Genomic DNA, 25,347 nt, shown 5'->3' with positions numbered 1-25,347 from the left:
AGGTCGCCAAATCGGCCTCTTAGCGTTGACTGGTTTTCCACCCCACGGGTAGGGTGGACTATCAACCCCACCTCTGGTGGAATCTCGTGCACCTAAGCAGCGTGTTCCAATCACCGCAAGTCCGGGAGTAGCGGAATACCGATATTCGGGTGGGGTGGAAATCCTACCACCCGAAGGCCCGGCCAAGCCATTGAGACGACGCCCAAGCCTCCGTAGATCAAAGGACAAGGAGGCCCACAATGGCAAAGACAACTACGACCACACCAAGAAAGACGCGCAAGAGGGCGCCGGAAAAGTCCTCGACCGAACGTATCTTCGGGCCAAAGGTTTATTCGCATGGATATACCGGCGTTCCCAATATCCTGCTGCGCGCGCAGAACCGGCTGGGGATCACCCCTACGCAGCTGACCATCATCGTCCAGCTTCTGGGCTATTACTATGATCCGCTTCGCCCGCCCTTCCCGACGAAGCGCGACCTTGCAAAGCGCATCGGCATCACCGAGCAGACGATCCGAATCAACATCAAAGCGCTCGAGGAGGCCGGGCTGGTCACGCGCGAGCAGTGGAAGACCAGCGTCGGCGACTACGGGCCGAACCGGTACCACCTGACAGGGCTGATCAACAAGCTGAAGAAACTCGAGCCGGATTTCGAGGAGGAACGGAAGGAGCGGGAAGAGGCGCGGGCCCTCACCGAGACGCCGCGCGCCAGAGCCAGCGCGCGTGCCAGAAAGGCCAAGAGCGATGGCGGCACAGAATAAGCGCATCCTCTGTTTCATCGACGAATGCGGAACCGCCGGAGACCCCGGCTTCGCGCTCGGATGCGTGATGGCCTGGGCGCGGGACTGCGGGCGGGTCGACAAATCCTTGAGCGATCTGCTGGAGCCGAACGCCAACGAGCTGCATGCAGCGAACCTGAGCCGGGAATACCTGCAAGGCCTTCTGGCGCGCTTTGCTCAGGCCGACCGACCCGAGGGCATGGTCCTGATGAACAGGCTGGGAACGATGACCGAGGGCACGGCGTCTGCGATCTACGCCGGAAACGTCATCGAGACCGTCAAGGTCGCCGTCGGGCAGTTCCGGAAGCTGAGCAGGATTCGCGGTCAGGGCCTCGGCAACGTCGAACTGATCCTCGATCTGAACCACCACAACACGAACCCCGAATTCCAGCGGATCATTGCGGAGGCGTGCCAGCATGACGGGCGGTTCAAGGCTGTGAACCGCATCAGCCAGATCGACTCCGCAGCATCGCGCCTCCTGCAGCTCGCCGACGTGGTCGCCTATGCGCGCAGGTGGATTCAGCGCGGCGAAGCAAATGCGAAGGGGCTTCACGAGACCTATGGGATCCAGGTGCTTTGAATCAAAAAAACCGCCCTCGGGGCGGTTCTTAAGAGCGGCTCGCAACCGAACCCTTCGAGGTTCGGGTCACCGCGACGCTCGACCTGCACGCGGCATGACGGGTCGCCGACAGCATCGCTGTCAGAGCAGTAAGTAGCAGGGACAGGGTGAAGATTCAACTGTTGCGCCCTCTCAGGGGCAACGCAGGATAGGGTATGCGGCAAGCGGACAAGGAGAGAAAACGACGATGGCAGACACTGATGATGAGAAGTTTCACGCGGAAATCGAACGCCTCCACAAGCGCCTAGAATGGATCAGTGAGGAGGAAGCGCGATCCGCGTTGGTAGGAGGCATCGCAGCCCAGGGCAGTTTCCAGCCGGAGCGGGACAGGATCATCCAGAGGACCGATGAACTGTTGGATGAATGGACAGCCTTGACCAAGGCGCGCAACCGTCAGGAATAACGTCTGAACTGCCGCTAGACTAGTCGCCCAACATCCTCGCTGCCCGCATGCTGAACGCGGCCTGCTCCCGTCCGAAGCCGACAATAATGTGATCATGGACGGTGATGCCCATCACCCTGCAGGCGTCAACGATCTTCCGTGTCATGTTGATGTCGGCCTGGCTTGGCTGCGGGTCGCCGGAGGGGTGATTATGAGAGAGGATGAGAGCAGAAGCATCAAGCACGATAGCCGAACGCAGGACCTCGCTGACATAGACCGGAACGTGATCGATGCTGCCCCGTGACATGATCTTGTCACGGATCAGCTTGTTTTTCCGGTCCAACAGCAGCACCCGGAACACCTCGACCCGTTCGCGGACGGCGTTCAGAGCCAGGTAGTCGGTCAGCATCGTCCAGGATTGCAGCACGGCAGTGGCCCGGGCATGCCTGCGCAGGATATCTCGTGCCGCGTCGATGGTCTCGATTTCGGCCTCCGAGAAGCCGGGCGCGGGCGGATCGGTGGTTTCGATGGGGTCATGTCGTGTCATGTCGGCTCCAATGGTTTGAGGGTGGCACGGCGGGCGGCGCGCTGATCCGGTTCGAGATCGGCGGTGTGATCGCAATCGGGCGCCATGCAGATCGCGGGCACGACGCTGCCGAGCGCATGGTCTTCCAGGAAGTCCGCGATCTCGGCGAGCGTCACCAGCTTGGGATGGGCAAGATTGAACATGTGTCCATTCTTTTGATGGGATGAAACGAAAAGAGGGGAGCCGCGCTGCTGCGACTCCCCTCACGAGGCGTGCCTCTTGGGGACAGGAAGCACGGATTACAGGCGCCCCGATTGCTCGGGACGCCCTTTCGCTAGAATACTGCTGTTTGTCAGCTCACCAGGGCGAGGCCGGTGTTGTCCGACCGCTCTTGGCCAGCGCTCTCGACAAACGGGATGATCGAGAAGGTCTGGCCACCGCGCTGCTCCTCGTTCTGCACCGCGTTCACCCGCAGATCACCATCGGGCGTGTTGATGAGGAGCGAGACGTAGTCGTTCCCGGTGCGATTGCTCTTCGCCATCCAGGCCGATCCCACGCGGATCGGGTGGCCCTTCGGCGAGCTGACCTCGATGCGGTAATCGGGATGGGTCTCCTCGGTCTTGAAGGTGTTCTCGATGAGCATGAAATCGAGATCGAACATCATGTTGGCGACGTAACCGGCAAAGGCGTTGTCCGCATCCATCGCCGTCAGCTCGCCCGAGATCGAGCCGGATTTCATGGAGCCGTTCGAGACCAGCGGGATGATCTCGTATTCGCCGCTCTGGGCCTCCCGCGCCTCCTTGCTCTGCACCGCATTGACGCGGAACGGGCCGAGGCCCACGTCGATCTGCATCGAAAGGTAAGGGTTGCCGGTGGTATTGCCGATCTCGTTCCAGGCCGTGCCGATGCGCACCTTGCGCCCGGACTTGTTGACGGCCGTCACGTCGAAATCCGGGCTCCGCTCGGACATCTTGGTCCGGACCTCAAGCTGGATCGCGATGTCGAACCGGGTGGAGTGGATCATGCCGGTAAAGGCTGCGGTTGCGGTCTCGGCGGTTTTGGTCAGGGTTCCTGCGAACATGGGTCTTCTCCTTGGGTTTGCCGCTGCCCGGCTTCCTGCCTGAGCGCGCGGGATTGCTTTTCCGACCCCTCATGGGATCGCAAAAACCCACAGCCTTCTTTCCTTTCTCTCCTGCCCGTCAGCCCGTCCCAGCGTCAGGATGGCCCTCCGACGTCGCCCCTCGCACCTCCCTTCCTGCTCCCCGTTTGCTTCACGCGTGGACACTACTATGAAGAAGTCGGCCTCGGCCCCGTTCAGACGATGGCCACTCCGGTCGGTCAGACCGATTGCGCTGCCGTTCGGCACAAAGGTGATGAGGTATTGGCCGAGGATATCGCGGTGCACCCGGTAGCCTTCGTTGGCCCAGTGGACGGATTTACCGGCATCCACGGCGGCCTTGATCTGCGTGATGTTCATATTGATCTCCAGTTCCAGTTTTGACCGCGGCAACGCGGCGCGCGGGCGGCGACGCCGCTGCCCACGTCCGCTAGATCGGTACCGCTTAGGCGGCGCGATCTGCCGCCCTCGGAGAGCCCGCCCCCACGATCCGGCCGAGGATCGCGGCGGTCTCGACACCCTCCCCGTGCGGCACGAAGACCCGGAGCTGGTAGGCGATGATCTCGGTGAAACAGCCCAGAGCTTGCAGCCCGTCGATCGCACCCCGGTCGGCACCGTCGATCTCGAGACGGGCCGCGCCCGCGACCCGGCGGCGGGTGAGCGTGAGGCCCCGGCCCAAGTCGACCGGCGCGGTGGAGCCGAGCGCCGCCGTCAGCATCTCCTGCGGGGTCTTTGGTGTGCCCAGCATGAACCGGGCACGCAGCGCGGCGGCGCCGTCTTCGCTGACGGTCCGACCGATCATGCTGCCCTGCCCGTCCGGCGTGACCCGGTAGATGCGCTCGTTGCCCGACGGGATGTCCTTCCAGATCGGCAGCAGGAGCCCGGTGAGGAGATAGAGCTTCGTCGTGGTGGTTTTCGGCAGGCTGTCGGCCTCCGCGTCCCAGAGATGCAGGAACTCGGGACGCGCGATTTCCTCCCAGGCCGAGGCCTGGAACTTTCCTTCCTCGACATAGGTCGATCCAGTCGGCCGCGTGACTTTGCGCATCAGCGTGACGATCTCCTCGTCATAGATCTGCATGGGCCGCGACGAGATCAGCGCCGCGCGCCCCGAGGCGCGATTGACCATCGGCAGCTTGTCATGGTTTCGGTCCACCGCGTCATCCCCCGCGAGGATATGGACGGGGTCCGTCACCTCGAGCCCGATGATCCGCGTCACAGCCCCGGACCTTGGACAGGTCCAGAGGTCCTCAGCCGAGACCTGCTCGATCCTTTCGCCACGCAGGGTCTCGACCCCGAGATCGAGCGTGCCCGCGGCCCGCGCCCGTTCGGTCTGATCGGCAATCCGGGTCATGAACTCGGCGAAGAGCGCGTTCTGCATATGGATCGGCAACGCCAGGACCCGGTTCAGGAAGCGCTGGATGGGCGGCAGTTCTTCCAGCAGCACGCCGTCCTGATCAATCAGCCGAAGCGCGGTCCAGTCCGTGAACCACTCGTAGCTCATCGCCCCGGCACGCCCGGCGGCCAGATCGGCGTAGTAGCCGCGCAGTGCAGCCCGCGCGATCGGGCTTTCGAGATTGTCCTCCTCGCGGAACATGCCCTGCGAACCGGTCTCGCGCTGCCCCTTGGTGAGCGCCCCCAGTTGGTCGAGCCGCCGGGCGATCGTCGAGGTGAAGCGCTTCTCGCCATGAACATCCGAGGTGCAGACCCGGAAGAAGGGCGCGCTGACCTGGGCCGAGCGATGCGTGCGGCCGAGCCCCTGGATCGCTGCATCGGCGCGCCAGCCGGGCTCCAGCAGGTAGTGCCGCCGCCGCTTCTGGTTCTTCGCCGATCTAGCCGCATGGTAAGACCGACCCGTGCCTCCGGCATCGGAGAAGATGAGGATGTCCTTCTCGCCGTCCATGAAGGCCCGGGTTTCCGAGGAATTGCTGCTGGCGGACCGCTTCTCGATGAAGAGCGCTCTGTCCCGGGATTTCAGCGGCCGGACCGAACGTCCCGTCACCTCGGCCACGGCACCGTCGCCGAAGGCCCAGAGGATCTGATCAAGCGCCGAGGGGATCGGCGCCAGGGCCATCAGCTCCATCATCGCCGCATCGCGCAGAGCTTCGGCCTCGCGCGAGACGACCAGAGTGCCATCCGCGTCTCGAAGCGGCTCTGCCACCATGTTCCCGTCGATCTCGACGAGTTTCTGGGCGTGGATCGGGAAAGCCTGTTCGAGGTAGCCCAGGACGTAGTCGCGCGGGGTCAGCGCGCCTTGCGTCAACTCATCCTCGGGGTCCATCGCCTCCAGCCGCCGTTTCAGGAGGCTCTCGCCGGTGGAGACCACCTGGATAACACAGGCATATCCCTCCGCCAGATCCTCGCCGATGGCGCGAATGATGGTCGGGGCCTTCATCCCGAGGAGCAGATGGTTGAAGAAGCGCTGCTTGGTACTCTCGAACCGTGACTTCGCCGCAGACCGCGCCGCAGAGGCGTTCGTCTGACCGGAGGCGTCGTTGACGCCGGTCGCGGTCAGTGCCGCCTCGAGATTGTGATGGATCGTCCGGAAGGCACCGGCATAGGCGTCGTAGATCTCGATCTGGGAGGGCGTCAGCGCATGTTCGAGCACGTCATATTCCACGCCGTCGAAGCTGAGCGCCCGAGCCGTGTAGAAACCGAGCGTCTTGAGGTCGCGTGCCACCACCTCCATCGCGGCCACCCCGCCGGCCTCCATCGCGGAAACAAAGCTCTCGCGGCTCGGGAAGGGATATTCCGGTCCCTGTCCCCAGAGACCGAGGCGGGAGCCATAGGCCAGATTGTGCACGCTCGTGGCCCCGGTCGCCGAGACGTAGAAGACCCGAGCCCGGGGCACTGCCAACTGCAAGCGCAGCCCGGCGAGACCCTGCTGAGAGGGTTTGACGCCCCTGCCCGCCTCAGACCCGGCGGCGTTCTGCATGGCATGCGCCTCGTCGAAGGCCAGCACGCCGTCGAACCCCTCGCCCATCCAATCGAGGATCTGGCCGAGGCGCGTCGTCCCACATTTTCCCGCTGAGCGCAGCGTCGCATAGGTGACGAAGAGGATGCCGTCGCCCATGGAGATCGGTTGGTCGGGCTTCCATTTCGAGAGCGGCTGGATATCCGCAGGCGAACCGCCGAGATCGGTCCAGTCCCGGATCGCGTCCTCGATGAGCGTGGCGGATTTAGAGATCCAGACCGCCTTGCGCCGCCCCGCGAGCCAGTTGACCAAGATGAGCCCGGCGCATTCCCGGCCCTTGCCACACCCCGTCCCGTCGCCGAGGAAATATCCGAGGCGATAGGCCCGTGCGTCCGGATCATCGTCGGCGCGGGTCATTCGGGTCTGGTCCTCGTCGATCGTGAACCTGCCCGGCAGGTCGCGTTCGTGCGCGTCGTTCGCCATGAGGATGGTCTCGAGCTGAGCCTCGGAGAGATAGCCCTCTTCGATCAGGCGACCGGGCAGCCGCAGATCAGCAGCGGCATCGCTCGAAGGCGCCGGCGGGGCCACCGACGCCATGGCGATACTCTCGACCAGCGGCGTGGGATGTTCTTGCGCGCCCGCAATCTCGATCCGCTGAGGGCGGTAGCGGGCATAGATGTCCGAAACCGGGGTGTTTTCACGGGGGGTGTCGAGGGGGGTAAAGGCCAGCGGGACGGCTGCCAGGGCTTTGGGTTTGCAGGTAGAGCTTGCGACAAACCGTCGGCTGCGTACGGCGGGAGTAGTGCCCTGACGCGGGATGGCCCGGACCTGTGCACGCGACTGAAGCGGAGCGTTAGATCGGGTCGCGGCGATATCATCGACGATGTGCTGCGCCGCCTCCAGATCGGCCGCAACCGCGCGGACGAACGCGACCTCGTCCTGCACCTTGTCGAAAACCATGAGCTGGGTCTCAACCGTGGTGCCGAGCTTGCGATAGACATGGCCCGGGATCGTGAGATCGAGACGCGGCTTTGCGATTGCCGAGGCCCGCGCCCAATGGGCCGCATCCCGTTCCGGCGAAAATCCCGTCGGCATGATCGCCACGAGCCTACCGCCGGGGGCGAGCCGCTTGGCGGCGGCGATCAGATGCTTTGCCGCGACATGCCTGTCGCGCGACCGATCGACCGAGGAGGCGAAGGGTGGGTTCATCACGATGACGCCCGGAAGATCAGATGCGGTCAGGAGGTCGTCGATATGCTCCGCGTCATGGCCGGTCACCTCGACCGCGAAGACCGCCTCGAGCAGGGCGCGGCGGAAGGGATCGATCTCGTTGAGCATCGGCTTACCGCCCGCGCGCAGGGCAAAACCGGCCAGCGCGCCGGTGCCGGCCGAAGGCTCAAAGAAGGTCTCACCAGACCGTATGGACGCAGCGCGTGCAACTAGCGCGGCATAGGGCAACGGGCTGCTGAATTGCTGCAGGCGGATCTGCTGCTCAGAGCGCCGCGTTTCCGTCAGGAGCCGCGAGGCCAGCAGTCCGGCAGAGGTCAGCGCGTCTTGGCCAGTCCCCTGTACGACCTGCATGACCGCAGCGGCCTGCATCGCGTCATAAGCCATGCGCCAGGACCAGGCGCCCGCGGCATCGCTGCCGCCAAAGGTCTCACGCATGAGCCGTGCCAAAGACGAGCTTCTGAGCGGTCCTTCGGCGAGTGCGCTGCCAATCAGAGGCAGGACCTCCCTGAGCCGAGCATGTGATGGGATAACGGGGTCGGTGTTCAGCCTACGGTTGACCATGGGATCTGTCCTTCCAGTCAGGTTACGGGTCTGACAGGACAAAAAGCCGCCTTTCCACTTTCAAATGCGCGGAGGCGGCCCAAGCTTAGGTCATGTTGACAAATGGCGGATCCAGAGACGGATCGACGTGATGTCAATGAAGCCGAGGAAGCTTTCCGCCGTCTTGTCGTAGCGGGTCGCGACACGCCTGGCGTTCTTGAGCTTGTTGAAGCAGCGCTCGACCAGATTCCGCAGGCGATACAGCGAGCGATCGACACCAATCCGCTTCTTGCGGGACTTTCGCATCGGGATCACGGGCAGGACGTTGCGCGCTTCCATGCCGTCTCTGATCTTGTCTGCATCGTAGCCGCGATCCGCGAGCAGCACGCTCGGGCGGGGCAGATTATCCGCCATCACCAGATCGAAGCCGAGATAGTCCGACGTCTGGCCTGGCGTGATCTCTGTCCTCATGGGAAGCCCGTGTGCATTGACGAGGAGGTGGATCTTGGTCGTAAAGCCACCTCGAGAACGGCCGAAACCTTGTCGTGGAGTCCCCCTTTAGCGCCCGCTGCCTGATGGTGGGCGCGGATTACGATGCTGTCGATCATCTGCAGGGCGCTTGGCACAGCTCCGCTCTGGTTCAGTGCCTCCATGATGTCCTCCCAGAGCCCGGCCAACGTCCAGCGCCGGAATTGCCGATAGACGCTCGACCACTTGCCGAACTCCCCGGGAAGATCGCGCCAAGGCGCCCCGGTTCGGGCAATCCAGAAAATCCCATCAAGAACGAGGCGGTGGTTGGTGGGTTTACGCCCGTTCGGGGCGCGGACGGCGAGGATGAAGCGCTCAAAGAACGTCCATTCCTCGTCCGACATAAGGTCTCGTGCCAAGCTGGTCTCCATCGCAGATGCCAGCTTGAATCATGCTCAAAGCCTGATGTGAATCCCTTTTGTCAACACGACCTAGGCTCGAAGCCCTGCACCACGTCGATTTCCGTACTCCAGTCGCGGCAGGCCCGCGCCAGTCCGGTCGGCAGCGCGGCATCCGTAATGAACACGTCAAGCTCTGACAGGGACGCGATCCGCACCGGGGCGGTGCGCTGGAACTTGGACCGATCCGATACGAGGAACGTCCGGCGCGAATGTCGCAGGATCGCCTTGCTCACACCCACTTCCTGCACGTCAAAGTCGAGAAGATCGCCATCGGGGTCGATGGCCGAGCAGCCGATTACCGACAGGTCGAACTTGAACTGGCGGATCGTGTCGGTGGCCAGACTTCCGATCAGCCCACCGTCCAACCGCCGCAAACTGCCGCCTGTCACGACGACCTCGCACTCCGGGTTCATGGCCAGGATCGACGCGACATTCATGTTGTTCGTGACCACCAACAGGTTGCGATGGTTCAGAAGTTCCTGAGCCACGGCTTCGGTGCTGGTCCCGATGCTGAGGAACAGGGAAATGTCGTTGGGGATCCGCGCGGCACAGGCGCGTGCGATGGCCGCCTTGGCTTCGGGGTGCAGGTTGCGGCGTTCTTCGTACCGAATGTTCGCCGTGCCGGAAGACAGGATCGCCCCACCATGCACCCGCTCAAGCTGACCGCCCTCGGCCAGGTCCGACAGATCGCGGCGGATCGTCTGCAGTGTCACGCCAAAGTGCTGCGCCAGCTCTTCTACCGTGACCTTACCGTCGCGGCGCGCGATTTCGAGGATTTCGGGATGGCGGAAACTTTGGGACATCGGGACCTTCTGATGATCGTGCCAAAAGCTGACATGCGACCCCGTCCGGCGCAAGTGGGCGCTCAGACGCGCGGGGCTGGCAGCGCCGATAGGCTGATTGCCTCGGACGTGTCGCAATGTTCGCTTCTCGCACGATAGCGCAAAAACGAACATAGGCGAAAAATTTATTATTGCGTTTCTGTTTCTTTTGGCTCAGAAGACTGTCACGCCAGCGTGAGGAGGACCCTGTGCGGACCGAGGACCAGACTGACATCGTCGATATTTTCGTGATCGGGGGCGGTATCAATGGCTGCGGGATCGCACGGGATGCGGCCGGGCGCGGCCTGTCCGTCACCTTGGCCGAAATGAGCGACCTCGCCTCTGCCACGTCGTCGGCTTCGACCAAGCTGTTCCATGGCGGCCTGCGCTATCTTGAGTTCTTCGAATTCCGCCTTGTGCGCGAAGCGCTGATCGAACGGGAAGTCCTGCTGCAGGCCATGCCGCATATCTCCTGGCCCATGCGCTTCGTGCTGCCCTATCACCGCGACATGCGGTTCGAGAGCGCCACACCCACGTCGAGGCTGTTGTCCACCGTCATGCCCTGGATGAAGGGGCGGCGTCCGGCATGGCTGATCCGTCTGGGCCTGTTCCTGTATGACACGCTGGGCGGTCGCAAGATCCTGCCGGGCACGGCGACGCTGTCGCTGAAGGGCACGCCTGAAGGTGTGCCGTTGCAGGATCACTTTGAAACTGCTTACGAATATTCCGACTGCTGGATCGAGGACTCGCGCCTTGTCGTGTTGAACGCCCGCGATGCGGAAGCGCGCGGCGCGCAGATCCTGACCCGCGCTAAGGTCCTGTCCGCCGACCGCAGCGCCGATCACTGGACGATCGAGGTCGAAGATGTCGTGACAGGCCAGCGGACCCGGCATCGCAGCCGCATGGTGGTGAACGCAGGCGGGCCGTGGGTGGGGGAGCTGCTGCAGGGCACCATTCGTCTGAATTCGCGCGAAGGCGTCCGGCTGGTGCGCGGCAGCCATATCGTGACCCGGCGGCTGACTGATCATGACAAATGCTATTTCTTCCAGGGCAAAGACGGGCGGATCATCTTTGCGATCCCCTATGAGACCGATTTCACGTTGATCGGCACCACCGATCAAGATCACGCCGATCCTGACCAGCGCCCGGTCTGTACGCCCGAGGAACAGCAATACCTGATCGACTTCGCCAACGGGTATTTCCGCCAGCAAATGACCCGCGACGACATCGTCTGGACCTATTCCGGGGTCCGCCCGCTTTATGACGACGGGGCCAGCAGCGCCACCGCCGCCACGCGCGATTACACGCTCAAGGTCGACACTGCCGGGGCGCCGGTACTCAATGTCTTTGGCGGTAAGATCACCACCTACCGTCGGCTGGCCGAAAGCGCGCTTGAAAAGATCTCGGCTGCGTTGGGGCGCGATACTGCGCCCTGGACGGCCGGCGTGGCGCTGCCCGGCGGCGACTTCGACGTATGGGACGTGGAGCGTCTGATCGCCGATCTGATCGCCGGGTATCCTTTTCTGGACGACCGCTGGGCCCGGCGCCTGATCCGCGCCTACGGCACGGAGGCGCGAAAAATTCTGGGCGATGCCGCGACGGCAGCTAACATGGGACGCGATTTCGGTGCCACTCTGACCGAAGCCGAAGTGCGCTGGCTGATGGCACAGGAATATGCCCGCACGGCCGAAGACGTCGTGTGGCGGAGAAACAAGCTTGGGTTGCGCCTTTCGAATGAGGAAGTGCAGGCCTTGGACAGCTGGATGGAAGATCAAAGGGCAGCGGTCGCGGCAGCCGAATAAGGCTGCGCGGAACGATGACGGGAGGACAGGGATGACGCTTGAACTTAAGGGCGTGTCAAAGGTCGTGGAGGGGCAGACGCATATCCACCCCACCGACCTGACGCTGGAAAAAGGCACGATGAACGTGCTGCTGGGGCCGACCACGTCGGGCAAGACGTCCCTGATGCGACTAATGGCAGGGCTGGATGCGCCCACCCGTGGCAACGTCATCTGGGATGGCACCGACGTAACTGGCGTGCGCGTCCAGGACCGTGCCATTGCAATGGTTTACCAGCAGTTCATCAACTATCCCTCGATGACGGTCTACGACAACATCGCCTCTCCAATGAAACTGATGGGCGTGTCGAAATCCGAGATCGACACCCGGGTGCGCGAGTCCGCCGAGCTGATGAAGCTGACGCCGATGCTGGACCGCAAGCCTCTGGAGCTGTCCGGCGGCCAGCAGCAGCGTTGCGCGCTGGCGCGGGCGCTGGTGAAGAACGCGGGCCTTGTGCTGCTCGACGAGCCGCTGGCCAACCTCGATTACAAGCTGCGCGAGGAGCTGCGGGTCGAGATCCCGAAGATCTTCGAGAAATCCGGGGCGATCTTCGTCTATGCGACGACCGAGCCCGAAGAGGCGCTGCTGCTCGGCGGAAATGTCGCCACGCTGCACGAGGGGCGCATCACCCAGTTCGGTCCGACGCCGCACGTGTACCGCCAGCCGGTCGACGCCACCACGGCGCGGGTGTTCTCTGATCCGCCGATGAACTTTCTGTCCGTCTCCAAGACCGGGGGCCGCCTGTTGTTCGGCGACGGTCAGAGCACCGAAGTCAGGGGCAAACTCGCCGAGCTGCCCGATGGGCGCTACACCGCAGGCTTTCGCCCCAACCATCTGGAAATCCGGAACCACGCGCCGGATGCGATGAAGTTCACCGCCACGCTTTCGGTGACCGAGCTGACTGGGTCCGAAACCTTCGTGCATCTCGATCACCACGGCGAGCGCTGGGTCGGCCTCATCCACGGGGTGCATGACCTTGCGATCGGCTCGGATCTCGATGTCTGGCTCGACGCCCGGCATGTCTACATCTTCGGCGAGGATGGCGCTCTGGTCGCCCCTGCCGCCTATGCTCTCGCGGCCTGAAGGGGGGGCTGATCATGGCACGCATCACGCTCGACAACCTCGCGCACAGCTACAAGCCGCAGCCGACGTCCGAGGACGATTTCGCGCTCAAGGAGCTGAACCACGACTGGATCGACGGCGAGGCCTATGCGCTTCTCGGCTCGTCCGGTTGCGGCAAGTCCACGCTGCTGAACATCATCTCCGGCCTGCTGCACCCGTCGCAGGGGCGCATCCTGTTCGACGGCAAGGACGTGACCCACGCCCCCACCGCCGAGCGCAACATTGCGCAGGTCTTCCAGTTCCCGGTCGTCTACGACACCATGACGGTACACGACAATCTCGCCTTTCCCCTCCGCAACCGGGGCCGCGACGAGGCTTACGTGGCCGAGCGGGTGAACGAGATCGCCAGGATGATCGGCGTGGAGCACATGCTCAAGCGCAAGGCGCGCGGGCTTGGTGCGGACGAGAAGCAGAAGATCAGCCTCGGGCGCGGCATGGTGCGCAAGGACGTCAACGCGCTGCTCTTCGACGAGCCGCTGACGGTGATTGACCCGCATATGAAATGGGAGCTGCGCACCCAGCTCAAGCAGCTTCACCACGAGTTCGGTCACACGATGATCTACGTCACCCACGACCAGACCGAGGCGCTTACCTTCGCCGACAAGGTCGTCGTGATGTATGACGGCCGCGTGGTGCAGATTGGCACGCCCGAGGAGCTGTTCGAGCGGCCCGAGCATACCTTCGTCGGCTATTTCATCGGCTCGCCGGGGATGAACGTCATCCCCGCTCAGATCGAGGGCAATGTCGCGCATGTGAATGGTAGCCAGATCGCGCTGACCCGCGGCTACACCGACCTGTCGGGCAAGGTCGAGATCGGCGTGCGCCCTGAATTCGCCCGCCTCAGCCGTGACGAGGGCCTGCCGGTCAACATCCGCCGCGTCGAGGACGTGGGCCGCCACAAGATCGTGCGCGCCGATTTCTTCGGGCAGGAGCTGAACATCATCGCCGGTGAGGATGACAGCATCTCGCCCGATATGACCCGCGTCACCTTCGATCCGGCGCATGTCAACGTCTACGCCAACGACTGGAGGGTGCCGGGCGCCGCCTGAGCACGAAGGGGTCCGAAAGAGACCCCCACAAAACACTCCGGGGGAGGAAACAATGAACAAGACACAGAACAACAAGGCGTGGTTCCTCGTGCTGCCGGTGCTGGTGCTGGTGGCCTTCTCGGCGGTGATCCCGCTGATGACGGTGGTGAACTATTCCGTGCAGGACACGTTCGGGAACAACCAGTTCTTTTGGGCCGGTCTCGAATGGTTCGAGGAGATGCTGAACGACGAGCGCATCTGGAACGCGCTGCGCCGCCAGCTGACCTTCTCGGCGATCATCCTCGCCATCGAGATCCCGCTGGGCATCTTTGTCGCGCTCAACATGCCCAAGAAGGGCTTCTGGTCCAGCTTCGTGCTGGTGATGATGTCGCTGCCGCTGCTGATCCCGTGGAACGTGGTCGGCACCATCTGGCAGATCTTCGGGCGGGTGGACATCGGCCTGCTGGGCTACACGCTGGCCAAGCTGGGGATCGACTACAACTACACCCAGAACATCGTCGACGCCTGGGTGACGATCATCGTCATGGATGTCTGGCACTGGACCTCGCTGGTCGCTCTGCTCGCCTTTGCCGGGCTGAAATCCATTCCCGACGCCTATTACCAGGCCGCGCGGATCGACCAGGCCAGCCGCTGGAAGGTGTTCCGCTATATCGAGCTGCCCAAGATGATGGGTGTTCTGATGATCGCCATCCTGCTGCGCTTCATGGACAGCTTCATGATCTACACCGAGCCTTTCGTCGTCACCGGAGGCGGCCCCGGCAATGCCACCACGCTGCTGTCGATCGACCTCGTGAAGATGGCGCTCGGGCAGTTCGACCTCGGCCCCGCCGCCGCCTTCTCGCTGATGTACTTCCTGGTGATCCTCGCGATTTCCTGGGTGTTCTACACCGTGATGACCAACCTCGACAAAAAGGGGATGTAAGATGACCGACGCCACCATCCCCGAAAAGCTCACCGCGGGGGGCAGCAACACGCGCCCCCGCCTCCGGGTCAATTCCCGCTCCGTGGTGATGACGCTCTACCTGCTGTTCCTCTTGCTGCCGATCTACTGGCTGCTGAACATGAGCCTCAAGACCAATGCCGAGATCCTGGGCGATTTCACCCTGTTCCCACGCGATCTGACCTTCCAGAACTACGTGACCATCTTCACCGATGCGAGCTGGTACATGGGTTACGTCAACTCGCTGATCTACGTGGTGATGAACACGGTGATCAGCCTCGCGGTGGCGCTGCCGGCGGCCTATGCCTTCAGCCGCTATCACTTCCTCGGTGACAAGCACCTGTTCTTCTGGCTGCTGACCAACCGCATGGCGCCGCCCGCCGTGTTTGCCTTGCCCTTCTTCCAGCTTTATTCCTCGGTGGGTCTCTTCGACACCCATATCGCGGTGGCACTGGCGCATTGCCTGTTCAACGTGCCGCTGGCGGTGTGGATCCTCGAAGGCTTCATGCGCGGCGTCCCCAAGGAAATCGACGAGACCGCCTATATCGACGGCTACAGCTTCGGCGGCTTCTTCATCAAGATCTTCACCCCGCTGATCGCCAGCGGCATCGGGGTCGCGGCCTTCTTCTGCTTCATGTTCTCCTGGGTGGAGCTGCTGCTGTCACGCACCCTGACCACGGTGGATGCGAAACCCATCGCCGCGATCATGACCCGGACGCAGGGCGCCTCCGGCATCGACTGGGGGCTTCTGGCTGCGGCAGGCATCCTGACCATCATCCCCGGCGCGCTGGTGATCTACTTCGTCCGCAACTACATCGCCAAGGGCTTTGCCCTCGGGAGGGTGTGATGCGTCTGTGGGAGGCGCGACTGCGCCAAGCCCGACCTCGGGTGGGCCGAAACGCATTCTCGGCCCATGCACTCCAAAGCATCACAGCCGCGCAAGCCGGGGCTGTTCCAACGAAAGCCCTCCCGGGGGGGAGGTCGGGCTTGGCGCAGTCGTGCCGGGTGCGCGAGGTGGTCTACATCGCGCACCTGCCCGAAATAGGAAAAAGGAGCGCCTGACAAATGGACTGGATGGCATGGACCTGGCCCACGGCGGCCTTCTTCGCAACCATCGCGCTGCTGCTGGTGATCTTCACCGTGCTCGCGGTGAAATTCCCCGAAACGCCGCGCGTCGGCATCCTGCGCACCGAGACCACGCGCGGCGACCGGCTCTTCGTCACGCTGCTTGGCAGCGCCTTCATCAACCTCGCCTGGCTGGGGCTTGTCGGCGCCGACACCCAGCCCTGGGCGATGGCCGTCTGTCTCGTCTACGCCGCCGCGGTCTTCCGCTGGGTCTGACGATGCATGCGCCGTCCCGAAAAGGCGGCATCCAACACTAGGTTCGAAATGGGAGGAGAACCATGAACTTCAGAAACACCACCGCGATGGCACTGGCGATGACCCTGCTGGGCACCGCCGCCTTCGCCGACATGGAGGCGGCGAAAGCCTTCCTCGATGCCGAGATCGGCGATCAGTCCGCGCTGACCCGCGAAGAGCAGGAAGCCGAGATGCAGTGGTTCATCGACGCGGCCGAGCAGTTCCGCGGCATGGACATCAAGGTTGTCTCGGAAACCATCACTACACATGAATACGAAAGCCAGGTCCTGGCCAAGGCGTTCTCGGAGATCACTGGCATCAACCTCACCCACGACCTCATCGGCGAGGGCGATGTGGTCGAGAAACTCCAGACCCAGATGCAGTCGGGCGAGAACATCTACGACGCCTATGTGAATGACTCGGACCTGATCGGCACCCACTGGCGCTACCAGCAGGTGCGCAACCTGACCGACTGGATGGCGAACGAGGGCGCGGACGTGACCTCGCCGACGCTGGACCTCGACGATTTCATCGGCACCGATTTCACCTCGGCCCCCGATGGCAAGCTCTACCAGCTGCCGACCCAGCAGTTCGCGAACCTCTACTGGTTCCGCTACGACTGGTTCAACGACGAGAAGAACCAGGCCGATTTCCGCGAGGCTTACGGCTACGATCTGGGCGTTCCGGTGAACTGGTCCGCCTACGAGGACATCGCGGAATTCTTCACCGGGCGCGACCTGTCGCACATGGGCATCGACACCGAGGTCTATGGCAACATGGATTACGGCAAGAAGGACCCAAGCCTTGGCTGGCGCTACACCGATGCGTGGCTGTCCATGGCCGGTGCCGGATCGAAGGGCGAGCCGAACGGCCTGCCGGTCGACGAATGGGGCATCCGCGTCAACGAGAACTCGCAGCCCGTGGGGTCCTGCGTGACCCGGGGTGGCGCGACCAACGGCCCCGCAGCCGTCTATGCCGTGACCAAGGCCATCGAGTGGCTGGAGAAATACACGCCCCCGGCGGCGGCGGGCATGACCTTCTCCGAGGCAGGCCCGATCCCGGCGCAGGGCAACGTGGCGCAGCAGATGTTCTGGTACACCGCCTTCACCGCCGACACGGTCAAGCCCGGCCTGCCGGTGATGAACGAAGACGGCACGCCGAAATGGCGCATGGCCCCCTCGCCGCACGGCGTCTACTGGGAGGAAGGCACCAAGATCGGCTACCAGGACGTGGGGTCTTGGACGCTGATGAAATCCACCCCCGAGGACCGCGCCAAGGCCGCCTGGCTCTATGCGCAGTTCGTCACGTCGAAGACCGTGGACGTGAAGAAATCCCACGTGGGCCTGACCTTCATCCGCGACAGCTCGATCAACCACGAGAGCTTCACCGAGCGTGCGCCGGTGCTGGGCGGCCTCGTGGAATTCTACCGCTCGCCCGCGCGGGTGCAGTGGTCGCCGACCGGCACCAACGTTCCCGATTACCCCAAGCTGGCGCAGCTGTGGTGGCAGAACATTGGTGACGCCATGTCCGGCGCCAAGACCCCGCAGGAAGCGCTCGACGCGCTTTGCGAGGACCAGGAGCGCGTGATGCAGCGCCTCGAGCGCGCTGGCATCCAGGGCGACATCGGCCCCAAGCTCAACGAGGAGCAGGACCCGGAGTACTGGCTGTCGCAGGAAGGCTCGCCCAAGGCGAAGCTCGACAACGAGGATGAAGAGCCCAAGACCATCTCCTATGACGAACTGATCAAGAGCTGGCAGTAAGCCAGCCCGCCGGGGCCATGTGCTGGCCCCGGCGTCCCCTCCCTTCCGACATTGCTGAACACGACCCGGGGCCCTCCGCCCCACGGGAAAGGCTTGCCATGCGCCATATCCTCGCCATCGACCAGGGCACCACCTCCAGCCGCGCCATCCTCTTTGACGAGCAGATGCGCGTGACCGCCTCGGCGCAGGAGGAATTCCCGCAGTATTTTCCATCGTCAGGCTGGGTCGAACACGACCCGTCCGACCTGTGGTCCACCACCGCCGCCACCTGCCGCGCCGCCGTCGAAAAGGGCCGCGCGGGCGGGGCCGAGATTGCCGCCATTGGCATCACCAACCAGCGCGAAACGACGCTGGTCTGGGACCGTACCACCGGCCAGCCGGTCTACAACGCGATCGTCTGGCAGGACCGCCGCACCGCCGAAATGTGCCGCCGCCTGCGTGACGAAGCGTTCGAGGACACGGTGACCGACCGCACCGGGTTGCTGCTCGACCCGTATTTTTCCGCCACCAAGATCAAGTGGATCCTCGACAATGTCGAGGGGGCCCGTGCGCGCGCCGAGGCCGGAGACCTGATTTTCGGCACCGTCGACAGCTGGCTGGTGTGGAACCTGACCGGCGGGCGCGTTCATGCGACGGATGCCACGAACGCCGCGCGCACCATGCTTTACGACATTCACAAAGGGCGCTGGTCTACGACAATCTGCGCGCGGCTCGGGATCCCCGCCTCGATGCTGCCCGAGGTCCACGACTGCGCCGCTGATTTCGGCGACACCCGGCCCGATCTTTTCGGTCGGCCAATCCCGATCCTGGGCATCGCGGGCGACCAGCAGGCCGCCGCCGTAGGACAGGCCTGTTTCCAGCCGGGCATGTTGAAATCGACCTATGGGACCGGGTGCTTTGCCCTGATCAATACCGGCGACGTCGCCGTGCGGTCACGCCACCGCCTGCTTACCACCATCGCCTACCAGCTGGAGGGCCGGCCCACCTACGCCCTTGAAGGGTCGATCTTTATCGCGGGCGCGGTGGTGCAATGGCTGCGCGACGGGCTGAAGGTGATCCGCCACGCGGAGGAAACGCAAGGGCTCGCGGAAACGGCGGATCCCGATCAGAAGCTGATCCTCGTCCCCGCCTTCACCGGGCTGGGCGCGCCCTATTGGAACGCAGAATGTCGCGGGGCGGTGTTTGGCCTGACCCGCGCCTCGGGGCCTGCGGAATTTGCCCGCGCGGCGTTGGAAAGCGTCGGGTTCCAGACCCGGGACCTGCTGGATGCAATGCGCGCCGACATGGCCCAAGGTATGTCGGAAACGCCTGTCGCCTCGTTGCGGGTGGACGGTGGGATGAGCCGCTCGGATTTTGCGATGCAGTTTCTCAGTGACATCATCGGCGCGCCGGTGGATCGCCCGAAGGTGGTGGAAACCACTGCGATGGGGGCAGCATGGCTGGCAGGGGCCCGCGCGGGGCTTTACCCAGATCAGGCGGCCTTCGCCGCGGATTGGGCGCTGGACCGCCGGTTCGAAGCGGCAATGCCCGCAGAGCGGCGCGAAGCGCGGCACGCCGCATGGCTGCGCGCGGTCACGGCGACGCTGTCGGCCTGAACGCGGAACATTCTTGGGACACTTCCGCCCTCCTGCATACAGACCGCATCATGCCGGAGCAGGGGGGGGCGAGGCTTCGGACGTCCCCGCGCCCGCGACAGTCAGGAAGACTGGCCAGGACATGGCACCGAACCCTTCCCAGACGGCGGGATCGGATACAACGCCCCGGTTGCCATGCACAAACCCGATCGCGTTACCCGCCCGTCATTGTGAGGATGCCGGAAAAACCGTTTTCTGGCGCTGCTCCGCTGGAGAGCTATGCTTGCAAGTGAATTTGCAGCCCCGTTGTCAGGCCTGACAACCCGTCGCACCATTCCAGAGGCTCCGAAGGCCAGGCATGTCGACCAGATCGGACGGTCTATCGACACCGGGGCCGAAGGTCATTGCAGTCAGGCCACCATCCACAGGATCCCGGCGCAGGACCAACACCGGGGATTGTCATTAGGCGACGCGCAACAGGATGGGCCTTGGCCGTTTTCTTCACCGCCTTGTCCAAGTCTTCCGCCACTTGGCACAGCTTGGCACGGGTAACGATGAAGGCATTGGCCATGGCCCCCAGAACTGGGTCGGTCTCGCCCGCTGCCGCCAGTTGATCGCGGAACGCCTGCCTCTGTCGCCCCTGGCCAATGCCGATCATACGGATGCCGAAGGTTTTGAGGACGCCACGGATGTGACCTTCGAGGTCCTTGCGCGACCGGATCAATCTTTCACGTGCCGCGACAAGGCACCTCAGCCGGTCGGCCTCTTCGCTGCGCACATGCACCGCAGTGAACCAGCCAGTTCGGGCGAGCTGTGAATAGCCCCATGCATCGTAGACGCCTTCTTCGCTAATTTTGAGGCAAGGAGGTCATGATGAGCAGCACCAAGTTCAGCGACGATTTCAAGAGAGACGCCGTCGCGCAGATCACCGAGCGGGGCTATCCGGTCAGGGAAGTGTCGGAGAGTCTCGGGGTCAGCGCGTATTCGCTCTACGCTTGGAAGAAGAAGTTCGCGAAGGCGTCCTCGGGAGAGGCAGAGAAAGACGCCGAGATCCGGCACCTGAAGAAGGAGCTGGCGCGGGTCTCGGAGGAGCGTGACATTTTAAAAAACCGTTCCGGGCCGCCGCCCGCCTGTGCGCGGTAGCAACAGCCTGTGGTATGCTCTTGGCGAAGGGCAGTTGCCGATGGCTTATTGGTGGGCTGGACCCCGTTAAAAAACGTGGCACATGGGCTGATGCGCACTTGAGAGTGGTGACGGCGCGCTTGCGGTGATCCCGGTTAGGTCGTGTTGACAAAAGGGATTCACATCAGGCTTTGAGCATGATTCAAGCTGGCATCTGCGATGGAGACCAGCTTGGCACGAGACCTTATGTCGGACGAGGAATGGACGTTCTTTGAGCGCTTCATCCTCGCCGTCCGCGCCCCGAACGGGCGTAAACCCACCAACCACCGCCTCGTTCTTGATGGGATTTTCTGGATTGCCCGAACCGGGGCGCCTTGGCGCGATCTTCCCGGGGAGTTCGGCAAGTGGTCGAGCGTCTATCGGCAATTCCGGCGCTGGACGTTGGCCGGGCTCTGGGAGGACATCATGGAGGCACTGAACCAGAGCGGAGCTGTGCCAAGCGCCCTGCAGATGATCGACAGCATCGTAATCCGCGCCCACCATCAGGCAGCGGGCGCTAAAGGGGGACTCCACGACAAGGTTTCGGCCGTTCTCGAGGTGGCTTTACGACCAAGATCCACCTCCTCGTCAATGCACACGGGCTTCCCATGAGGACAGAGATCACGCCAGGCCAGACGTCGGACTATCTCGGCTTCGATCTGGTGATGGCGGATAATCTGCCCCGCCCGAGCGTGCTGCTCGCGGATCGCGGCTACGATGCAGACAAGATCAGAGACGGCATGGAAGCGCGCAACGTCCTGCCCGTGATCCCGATGCGAAAGTCCCGCAAGAAGCGGATTGGTGTCGATCGCTCGCTGTATCGCCTGCGGAATCTGGTCGAACGCTGCTTCAACAAGCTCAAGAACGCCAGGCGTGTCGCGACCCGCTACGACAAGACGGCGGAAAGCTTCCTCGGCTTCATTGACATCACGTCGATCCGTCTCTGGATCCGCCATTTGTCAACATGACCTAGGGGGCTAGGCAGATCAAATAGGTGAAAAACCGCGTTGCGCGCGTATTCGGCCAAAGCGGCCGTTCAGACAGCGCGTGGCGAAGGACAACTTCGAGCCCGAAGTGCTCCGGATCGTACTGAAGCTTCGCTACGGCTGCATTCGGCCGGTGCCAGCCCAAACTTACCCTGACTTTGAGTTAGCAAGGCCGGGGAAGCAGACCTTCAGCATGAGATCGTCGGACGCCCTAGGCGCGGGCTTTCCGGGCATTCGGCGACTAGCTGGTGCAATTGCAGCATGATTAAGGAACTACTGCGCAGCCGAAGCGAGCGGGATTCTGCGCCACAGCGCCGCCAATGTAGGCGAAGTTGCCATTCAAATGTCGGAGCCGCACGCGCAGGTATGGGTTTGCCCCACGACTTCTAACTGTCCGCTGCACCGCGCGTCGCATGAAGATCAAGGATCGCCTTCGCCATGTGCAAGTCTTGCAGCGAGATACCCGAGCTGTCGAAGATCGTGATCTCGCGGGCATGTCCACGCCTCGGAGCTTTATCGGACAGCACCGACCCTATCGCCGTCGGGTTAGCATCGGGCCCCGCGTGCTAGAACTCTCCGATGCGCAGTGACTGTTCCGGGAGGTCACAGAAGAGACGAGCGTGTCGGAAGAGATTCGCAGGCAGTTCCTGTTTTCCTTGAGAGTCAGATCCCATGGAGGAGACATGCGTTCCCGGCCGGACCCAGGCTGCCTCGAAGAGTGGTGCAGTGGCCGTTGTTGCGGTGACGATGATGTCAGCGGCACGGACCGCAGTTTCCGCCTCTGCGGCCTCCGCCGGCAAGCCCGAGCTGCGCAATCTCTCGACGAAGGCTTTTGTGCGCGCGGCTTCTCTGCCAACCACCAGCAAGCGGGACAGCTTCCGGATACGCGCGATCGCCTGTGCCTCGTAGGCGGCTTGGTGGCCCGTTCCGAACAGGGTCAGGACCTCCGCATCCGGGCGCGCGAGGGCATCCGTCGCTACGGCATCCGCTGCGGCGGTGCGGTCGCAGTTCACCACCGATCCTTCGATCACGGCGCCTATGCGGCCCGTAGTCTGGTCGATCAACAGGATGGTCGAGGCGTGTCGTGGCAGACCGCGTGCGTCGTTCGTCGGGAAGTAGGCACCGACCTTCAGCCCGGCCAAGGTTGCCCCTGAGGCGGATTTGATGGTGAAGCGGTTTTGCGGGTCGCTGCCGTGGGCGACCACCACCGGGAAGCTCGCGGCACCCGGCGCGACGGCGGCGATTAAGGCGTCGCGCACCGCTGAGAAGGCGAGTTCGGGCGTGACGATGGCAGAGGACTGGGCCTCGGTGATCAGGATCATTTCGGTCTCCTTACCAGCCGCCAAAGCGCGGCCAAGATTGCAGGGAGCCGCCGTCCACCGGCAGCACAGTGTAGCGATGATGCTGCGCAGCGGTTGCGCAGGCGTGATTGGGCAGGATGCGCAGGCGTGCGCCCACGGGCAGGTCCGGAACAGGCCCGTCTTCGCCGGAACGCAGCGAGACAGTACCGTGTTCCTGGTTGGTGCCGCTTACGATGAGGCCCGGCAGGATGCGGCCTGTCTCGTCGCAGACCAGCCCATAGCCCTGATCCACCTCCTGCGCCGCAGTCCCTCGGTCGCGTGACAGGGCCATCCAGCCAGCGTCGATCATCGTCCAGCCCTTGGCCGGTTGATGCCCGATCACGGTCGTCAGCACGCTGAGGGCTATGTCATCGACCGTGCAGACGTCGATCCCCGCCATGACGAGATCGAAGAACATGTAGACCCCGGCCCGCAGTTCCGTCACGCTGGTCAGGTCGCGTGCGGCATGGGCGGTCGGTGTCGAGCCGACACTGACCACGGCGCACGGCAGTCTAGCCCTGCGCAGGGCTTCGGCGGCAGCAACGGCGGCGGCGCGCTCCTGTTCCGCGAACTCAGCATGGGCGGCGGCGCCGCGCACGCCATAGCTCTCGCCGGCATGAGTCAGGACACCAAGAAGGCAGGCGCGTTCGTTCAGGATTTGGCCGATCCGGACCAGCGCCGGGTCTTCGGGTCGCAGCCCGCCGCGATGGCCATCGCTGTCGATCTCGATCAAGGCGGGAACACCGGCCTGCGCCACCGCGCGCGCCTGCGCCTCGTTGTCGAGGATGACTTTCAGATCACAACCATGGGTGCGCAGGGCCTGCACGCGCTCCAGCTTTTGCGGAGCGATGCCCACGGCATAGAGAATATCTGCAAACCCTGCCGCGTGAAACGCTTCGGCCTCCGCCAAGGTCGAGACGGTGATGGGGCCGGGCGTCCCGCCGGTCAGGCGGCGCGCGGCCTCGACGGATTTTGCGGTTTTCAGATGGGGGCGCAGGGTGACGCCAAGCCGTGCGGCGCGGGTGTCCATGCGTGCGATGTTGCGCATCATCCTTGCTTCGTCCAGCAGCAGCGCAGGCGTGGGGAGAGTGTCAAACGTAAAGGGGGCTGGGTCGGTCATGGTGGGGATCCTCTGGTAATGCAGTGCCTTTACCATCCGTTGAATTCAGCGCGTATTCACATGAACTGAAATCAGCATTAAGATTTAACTTAATGCTTGGTATCTCTGATCTCCGTTTCCTCACCGCGCTTTCGACCGCGCCGAGCCTTGCTGCTGCGGCCCGCGATCTGGGTGTGACGCCCCCGGCGGTGTCGCAACGGCTGGCGCTGCTCGAAGACCGTTTGCGCCTGCGGCTTGTCGAGCGAGGTCGAGGTCCGCTAAGGCTTACCGCAGAAGGCGGCTATCTTGTTGACCGGGCCCAGCATATTCTTGATAACGTGGACAGCCTCGCCGAAGACATGGCCGTCCGAGCGGGCCGGATCGAGGGGCCGCTGCATGTCATTGCCCCCTTTGGATTCGGGCGGTTGCATGTTGCCCCGATGCTTGCGCGCTTTGCTGCGGAACACCCGTCGCTGCGCCCGACGCTCCGCCTCAGCGAAGATCCCGTGGGTGCGATGAACGATGGGCTTTGGGATGTGCTGATCCACGTGGGGCGCCTGCCGGACCTCCGGATCACGCAACGCAAGCTTGCACCCAACCGTCGCTTGCTGGTGGCGTCGGCCGACTACGCCGAGCGCGTTGGACTTCCGCAGAGCCCAGAGGAGGTCGCTGCACACAGGATCGGCGTGGTTCGCGAGAACCGGGCGGATGCCACGCTTTGGCCGCTGGCGGGCCCGGACGGCATTGAGATGAACCTGCGCGTGCAGCCGGTCTATGCCTGCAACGACGGCGAGGTCCTGCGCGCCTGGGCGTTGGAGGGGTTCGGTATCGTGGAGCGCTCCGAATGGAGCGTTTCCGCCGATCTGCGCACCGGCCGACTGGTGCGCGTGTTGCCGGACTGGTCTCTTCCGGACGCTGACATAGTGGCTTTGCTGAACCCCCGCGCCGTCCGCTCGCTCCGCATCGACAAGTTCGTCGAGCAGCTGGAATCCGGCATCGGCGCGCCCCCGATGTTTTGAACGGCCAAACATGGACAAGCGCCCCGTCCCTCAGCATCGTAATAGAGCTTATGGGTGCCGACCGTTTCTCTGCGTCTTGCAATGACTTTCGGGATGTGAGCCTTGCTAAACAAGGTCCGTTTCAGCGCATTGCTGCCGCTGCTCGCAACCAACGCAGCATGCACAGCGATCGGCAAGACTGTCCCGCGCTGCCGACGCTTGCGCCAGTCGCAGGCAATGACCGCTTTAGCTTAGGGGCCGATCAGAAG

22 protein-coding genes and 2 pseudogenes are annotated in these 25,347 nt (G+C 63.5%); 15 read left to right on the top strand and 9 right to left on the bottom strand.

Annotated features, from left to right (window positions below; all coding sequences use genetic code 11):
- Nucleotides 1–239: 239 nt before the first annotated feature.
- The 3 genes from ACK3BB_RS26030 to ACK3BB_RS26020 all read left to right on the top strand — a co-directional run bounded on the left by ACK3BB_RS26030 (nt 240) and on the right by ACK3BB_RS26020 (nt 1,798).
- Nucleotides 240–758, top strand: coding sequence for a helix-turn-helix domain-containing protein (locus tag ACK3BB_RS26030; protein ID WP_428929720.1), 519 nt, complete (start codon nt 240–242; stop codon nt 756–758).
- On the top strand, nt 742–1,356 hold the full coding sequence (locus ACK3BB_RS26025; RefSeq protein ID WP_428929719.1) for a DUF3800 domain-containing protein: 615 nt from the start codon (nt 742–744) through the stop codon (nt 1,354–1,356). Before ACK3BB_RS26030 ends, ACK3BB_RS26025 begins: the two co-directional genes overlap by 17 nt.
- Nucleotides 1,357–1,582: 226 nt before the next feature.
- Complete coding sequence (locus ACK3BB_RS26020) at nt 1,583–1,798, top strand: hypothetical protein (protein ID WP_428929718.1); 216 nt, start codon at nt 1,583–1,585, stop codon at nt 1,796–1,798.
- A gap of 19 nt (nt 1,799–1,817) precedes the next feature.
- On the opposite strand, the gene ACK3BB_RS26015 is transcribed toward ACK3BB_RS26020, so the two are convergent.
- The 7 genes from ACK3BB_RS26015 to ACK3BB_RS25985 form a co-directional block, all read right to left on the bottom strand.
- The gene (locus ACK3BB_RS26015; RefSeq protein ID WP_428929717.1) at nt 1,818–2,324 is read right to left on the bottom strand and encodes a JAB domain-containing protein; all 507 of its coding nucleotides are present in this window, start codon (nt 2,322–2,324) and stop codon (nt 1,818–1,820) included.
- Nucleotides 2,321–2,506: a hypothetical protein gene (locus ACK3BB_RS26010; protein WP_428929716.1), complete on the bottom strand. Its 186-nt coding sequence runs from the start codon at nt 2,504–2,506 to the stop codon at nt 2,321–2,323. Before ACK3BB_RS26010 ends, ACK3BB_RS26015 begins: the two co-directional genes overlap by 4 nt.
- 149 nt (nt 2,507–2,655) lie before the next feature.
- A complete protein-coding gene (locus ACK3BB_RS26005; RefSeq protein ID WP_428929715.1) occupies nt 2,656–3,384 on the bottom strand; it encodes a DUF736 family protein in 729 nt (242 codons plus the stop codon).
- Between the two features lie 69 nt (nt 3,385–3,453).
- Nucleotides 3,454–3,780 carry a hypothetical protein gene (locus tag ACK3BB_RS26000; RefSeq protein ID WP_428929714.1) on the bottom strand — a complete coding sequence of 109 codons (327 nt, stop codon included), beginning with the start codon at nt 3,778–3,780 and terminating at the stop codon, nt 3,454–3,456.
- Nucleotides 3,781–3,865: 85 nt separating this feature from the next.
- Nucleotides 3,866–7,996 (bottom strand): strawberry notch-like NTP hydrolase domain-containing protein, encoded by a 4,131-nt coding sequence (locus ACK3BB_RS25995; protein ID WP_428929713.1) that lies wholly within the window; start codon nt 7,994–7,996, stop codon nt 3,866–3,868.
- A gap of 216 nt (nt 7,997–8,212) precedes the next feature.
- Nucleotides 8,213–9,000, bottom strand: a protein-coding gene (locus ACK3BB_RS25990) for an IS5 family transposase (RefSeq protein ID WP_428929705.1) whose coding sequence is annotated in 2 segments (ribosomal slippage) — nt 8,213–8,661 and nt 8,661–9,000 — 789 coding nt in all. Because the reading frame shifts where the segments join, the coding sequence is not laid out codon by codon here.
- Between the two features lie 50 nt (nt 9,001–9,050).
- Nucleotides 9,051–9,833, bottom strand: a complete 783-nt coding sequence (locus ACK3BB_RS25985) for a DeoR/GlpR family DNA-binding transcription regulator (protein ID WP_428929712.1) — start codon at nt 9,831–9,833, stop codon at nt 9,051–9,053.
- 227 nt (nt 9,834–10,060) lie between these two features.
- Here ACK3BB_RS25985 and glpD point away from each other — a divergent pair, with 227 nt between their 5' ends.
- From glpD to ACK3BB_RS25930, 11 genes and pseudogenes are all read left to right on the top strand, one after another.
- Nucleotides 10,061–11,653: a glycerol-3-phosphate dehydrogenase gene (glpD, locus tag ACK3BB_RS25980; protein WP_428929711.1), complete on the top strand. Its 1,593-nt coding sequence runs from the start codon at nt 10,061–10,063 to the stop codon at nt 11,651–11,653.
- 31 nt (nt 11,654–11,684) lie between these two features.
- Nucleotides 11,685–12,773 (top strand): ABC transporter ATP-binding protein, encoded by a 1,089-nt coding sequence (locus tag ACK3BB_RS25975; RefSeq protein WP_428929710.1) that lies wholly within the window; start codon nt 11,685–11,687, stop codon nt 12,771–12,773.
- A gap of 14 nt (nt 12,774–12,787) precedes the next feature.
- Entirely contained in the window at nt 12,788–13,861 is a 1,074-nt protein-coding gene (locus ACK3BB_RS25970) for an ABC transporter ATP-binding protein (RefSeq protein WP_428929709.1), read from the top strand.
- Between the two features lie 52 nt (nt 13,862–13,913).
- Complete coding sequence (locus ACK3BB_RS25965) at nt 13,914–14,783, top strand: carbohydrate ABC transporter permease (RefSeq protein WP_076625779.1); 870 nt, start codon at nt 13,914–13,916, stop codon at nt 14,781–14,783.
- A 1-nt stretch (nt 14,784) separates the two neighbouring features.
- A complete protein-coding gene (locus ACK3BB_RS25960) occupies nt 14,785–15,648 on the top strand; it encodes a carbohydrate ABC transporter permease (protein WP_428929708.1) in 864 nt (287 codons plus the stop codon).
- 218 nt (nt 15,649–15,866) lie between these two features.
- Complete coding sequence (locus ACK3BB_RS25955; protein WP_076625780.1) at nt 15,867–16,142, top strand: DUF2160 domain-containing protein; 276 nt, start codon at nt 15,867–15,869, stop codon at nt 16,140–16,142.
- A gap of 62 nt (nt 16,143–16,204) precedes the next feature.
- A complete protein-coding gene (locus tag ACK3BB_RS25950) occupies nt 16,205–17,920 on the top strand; it encodes an ABC transporter substrate-binding protein (RefSeq protein WP_076625781.1) in 1,716 nt (571 codons plus the stop codon).
- Nucleotides 17,921–18,018: 98 nt separating this feature from the next.
- Nucleotides 18,019–19,515: a glycerol kinase GlpK gene (gene glpK, locus ACK3BB_RS25945; RefSeq protein WP_428929707.1), complete on the top strand. Its 1,497-nt coding sequence runs from the start codon at nt 18,019–18,021 to the stop codon at nt 19,513–19,515.
- 460 nt (nt 19,516–19,975) lie between these two features.
- A complete protein-coding gene (locus tag ACK3BB_RS25940; protein ID WP_428929706.1) occupies nt 19,976–20,311 on the top strand; it encodes a hypothetical protein in 336 nt (111 codons plus the stop codon).
- Nucleotides 20,312–20,364: 53 nt separating this feature from the next.
- Nucleotides 20,365–20,610 (top strand): annotated as a pseudogene (locus tag ACK3BB_RS25935) (transposase); the annotation flags it as partial.
- Nucleotides 20,611–20,835: 225 nt separating this feature from the next.
- Nucleotides 20,836–21,623, top strand: a protein-coding gene (locus tag ACK3BB_RS25930; protein WP_428929705.1) for an IS5 family transposase whose coding sequence is annotated in 2 segments (ribosomal slippage) — nt 20,836–21,175 and nt 21,175–21,623 — 789 coding nt in all. Because the reading frame shifts where the segments join, the coding sequence is not laid out codon by codon here.
- A 404-nt stretch (nt 21,624–22,027) separates the two neighbouring features.
- On the opposite strand, the pseudogene ACK3BB_RS25925 reads toward ACK3BB_RS25930, so the two are convergent.
- Both ACK3BB_RS25925 and ACK3BB_RS25920 read right to left on the bottom strand, forming a co-directional pair.
- A pseudogene (locus ACK3BB_RS25925) lies at nt 22,028–22,963 on the bottom strand (ornithine cyclodeaminase family protein).
- A 10-nt stretch (nt 22,964–22,973) separates the two neighbouring features.
- Nucleotides 22,974–24,101: an alanine racemase gene (locus ACK3BB_RS25920; RefSeq protein WP_428929704.1), complete on the bottom strand. Its 1,128-nt coding sequence runs from the start codon at nt 24,099–24,101 to the stop codon at nt 22,974–22,976.
- Between the two features lie 92 nt (nt 24,102–24,193).
- Here ACK3BB_RS25920 and ACK3BB_RS25915 point away from each other — a divergent pair, with 92 nt between their 5' ends.
- The gene (locus ACK3BB_RS25915) at nt 24,194–25,099 is read left to right on the top strand and encodes a LysR family transcriptional regulator (RefSeq protein WP_428929703.1); all 906 of its coding nucleotides are present in this window, start codon (nt 24,194–24,196) and stop codon (nt 25,097–25,099) included.
- Nucleotides 25,100–25,347 lie beyond the last annotated feature (248 nt).

The organism is Marinibacterium sp. SX1 (assembly GCF_050389775.1).
In the GTDB taxonomy this organism is placed as follows: domain Bacteria; phylum Pseudomonadota; class Alphaproteobacteria; order Rhodobacterales; family Rhodobacteraceae; genus Marinibacterium.
This window is presented reverse-complemented; position numbering and strand designations above follow the sequence as displayed.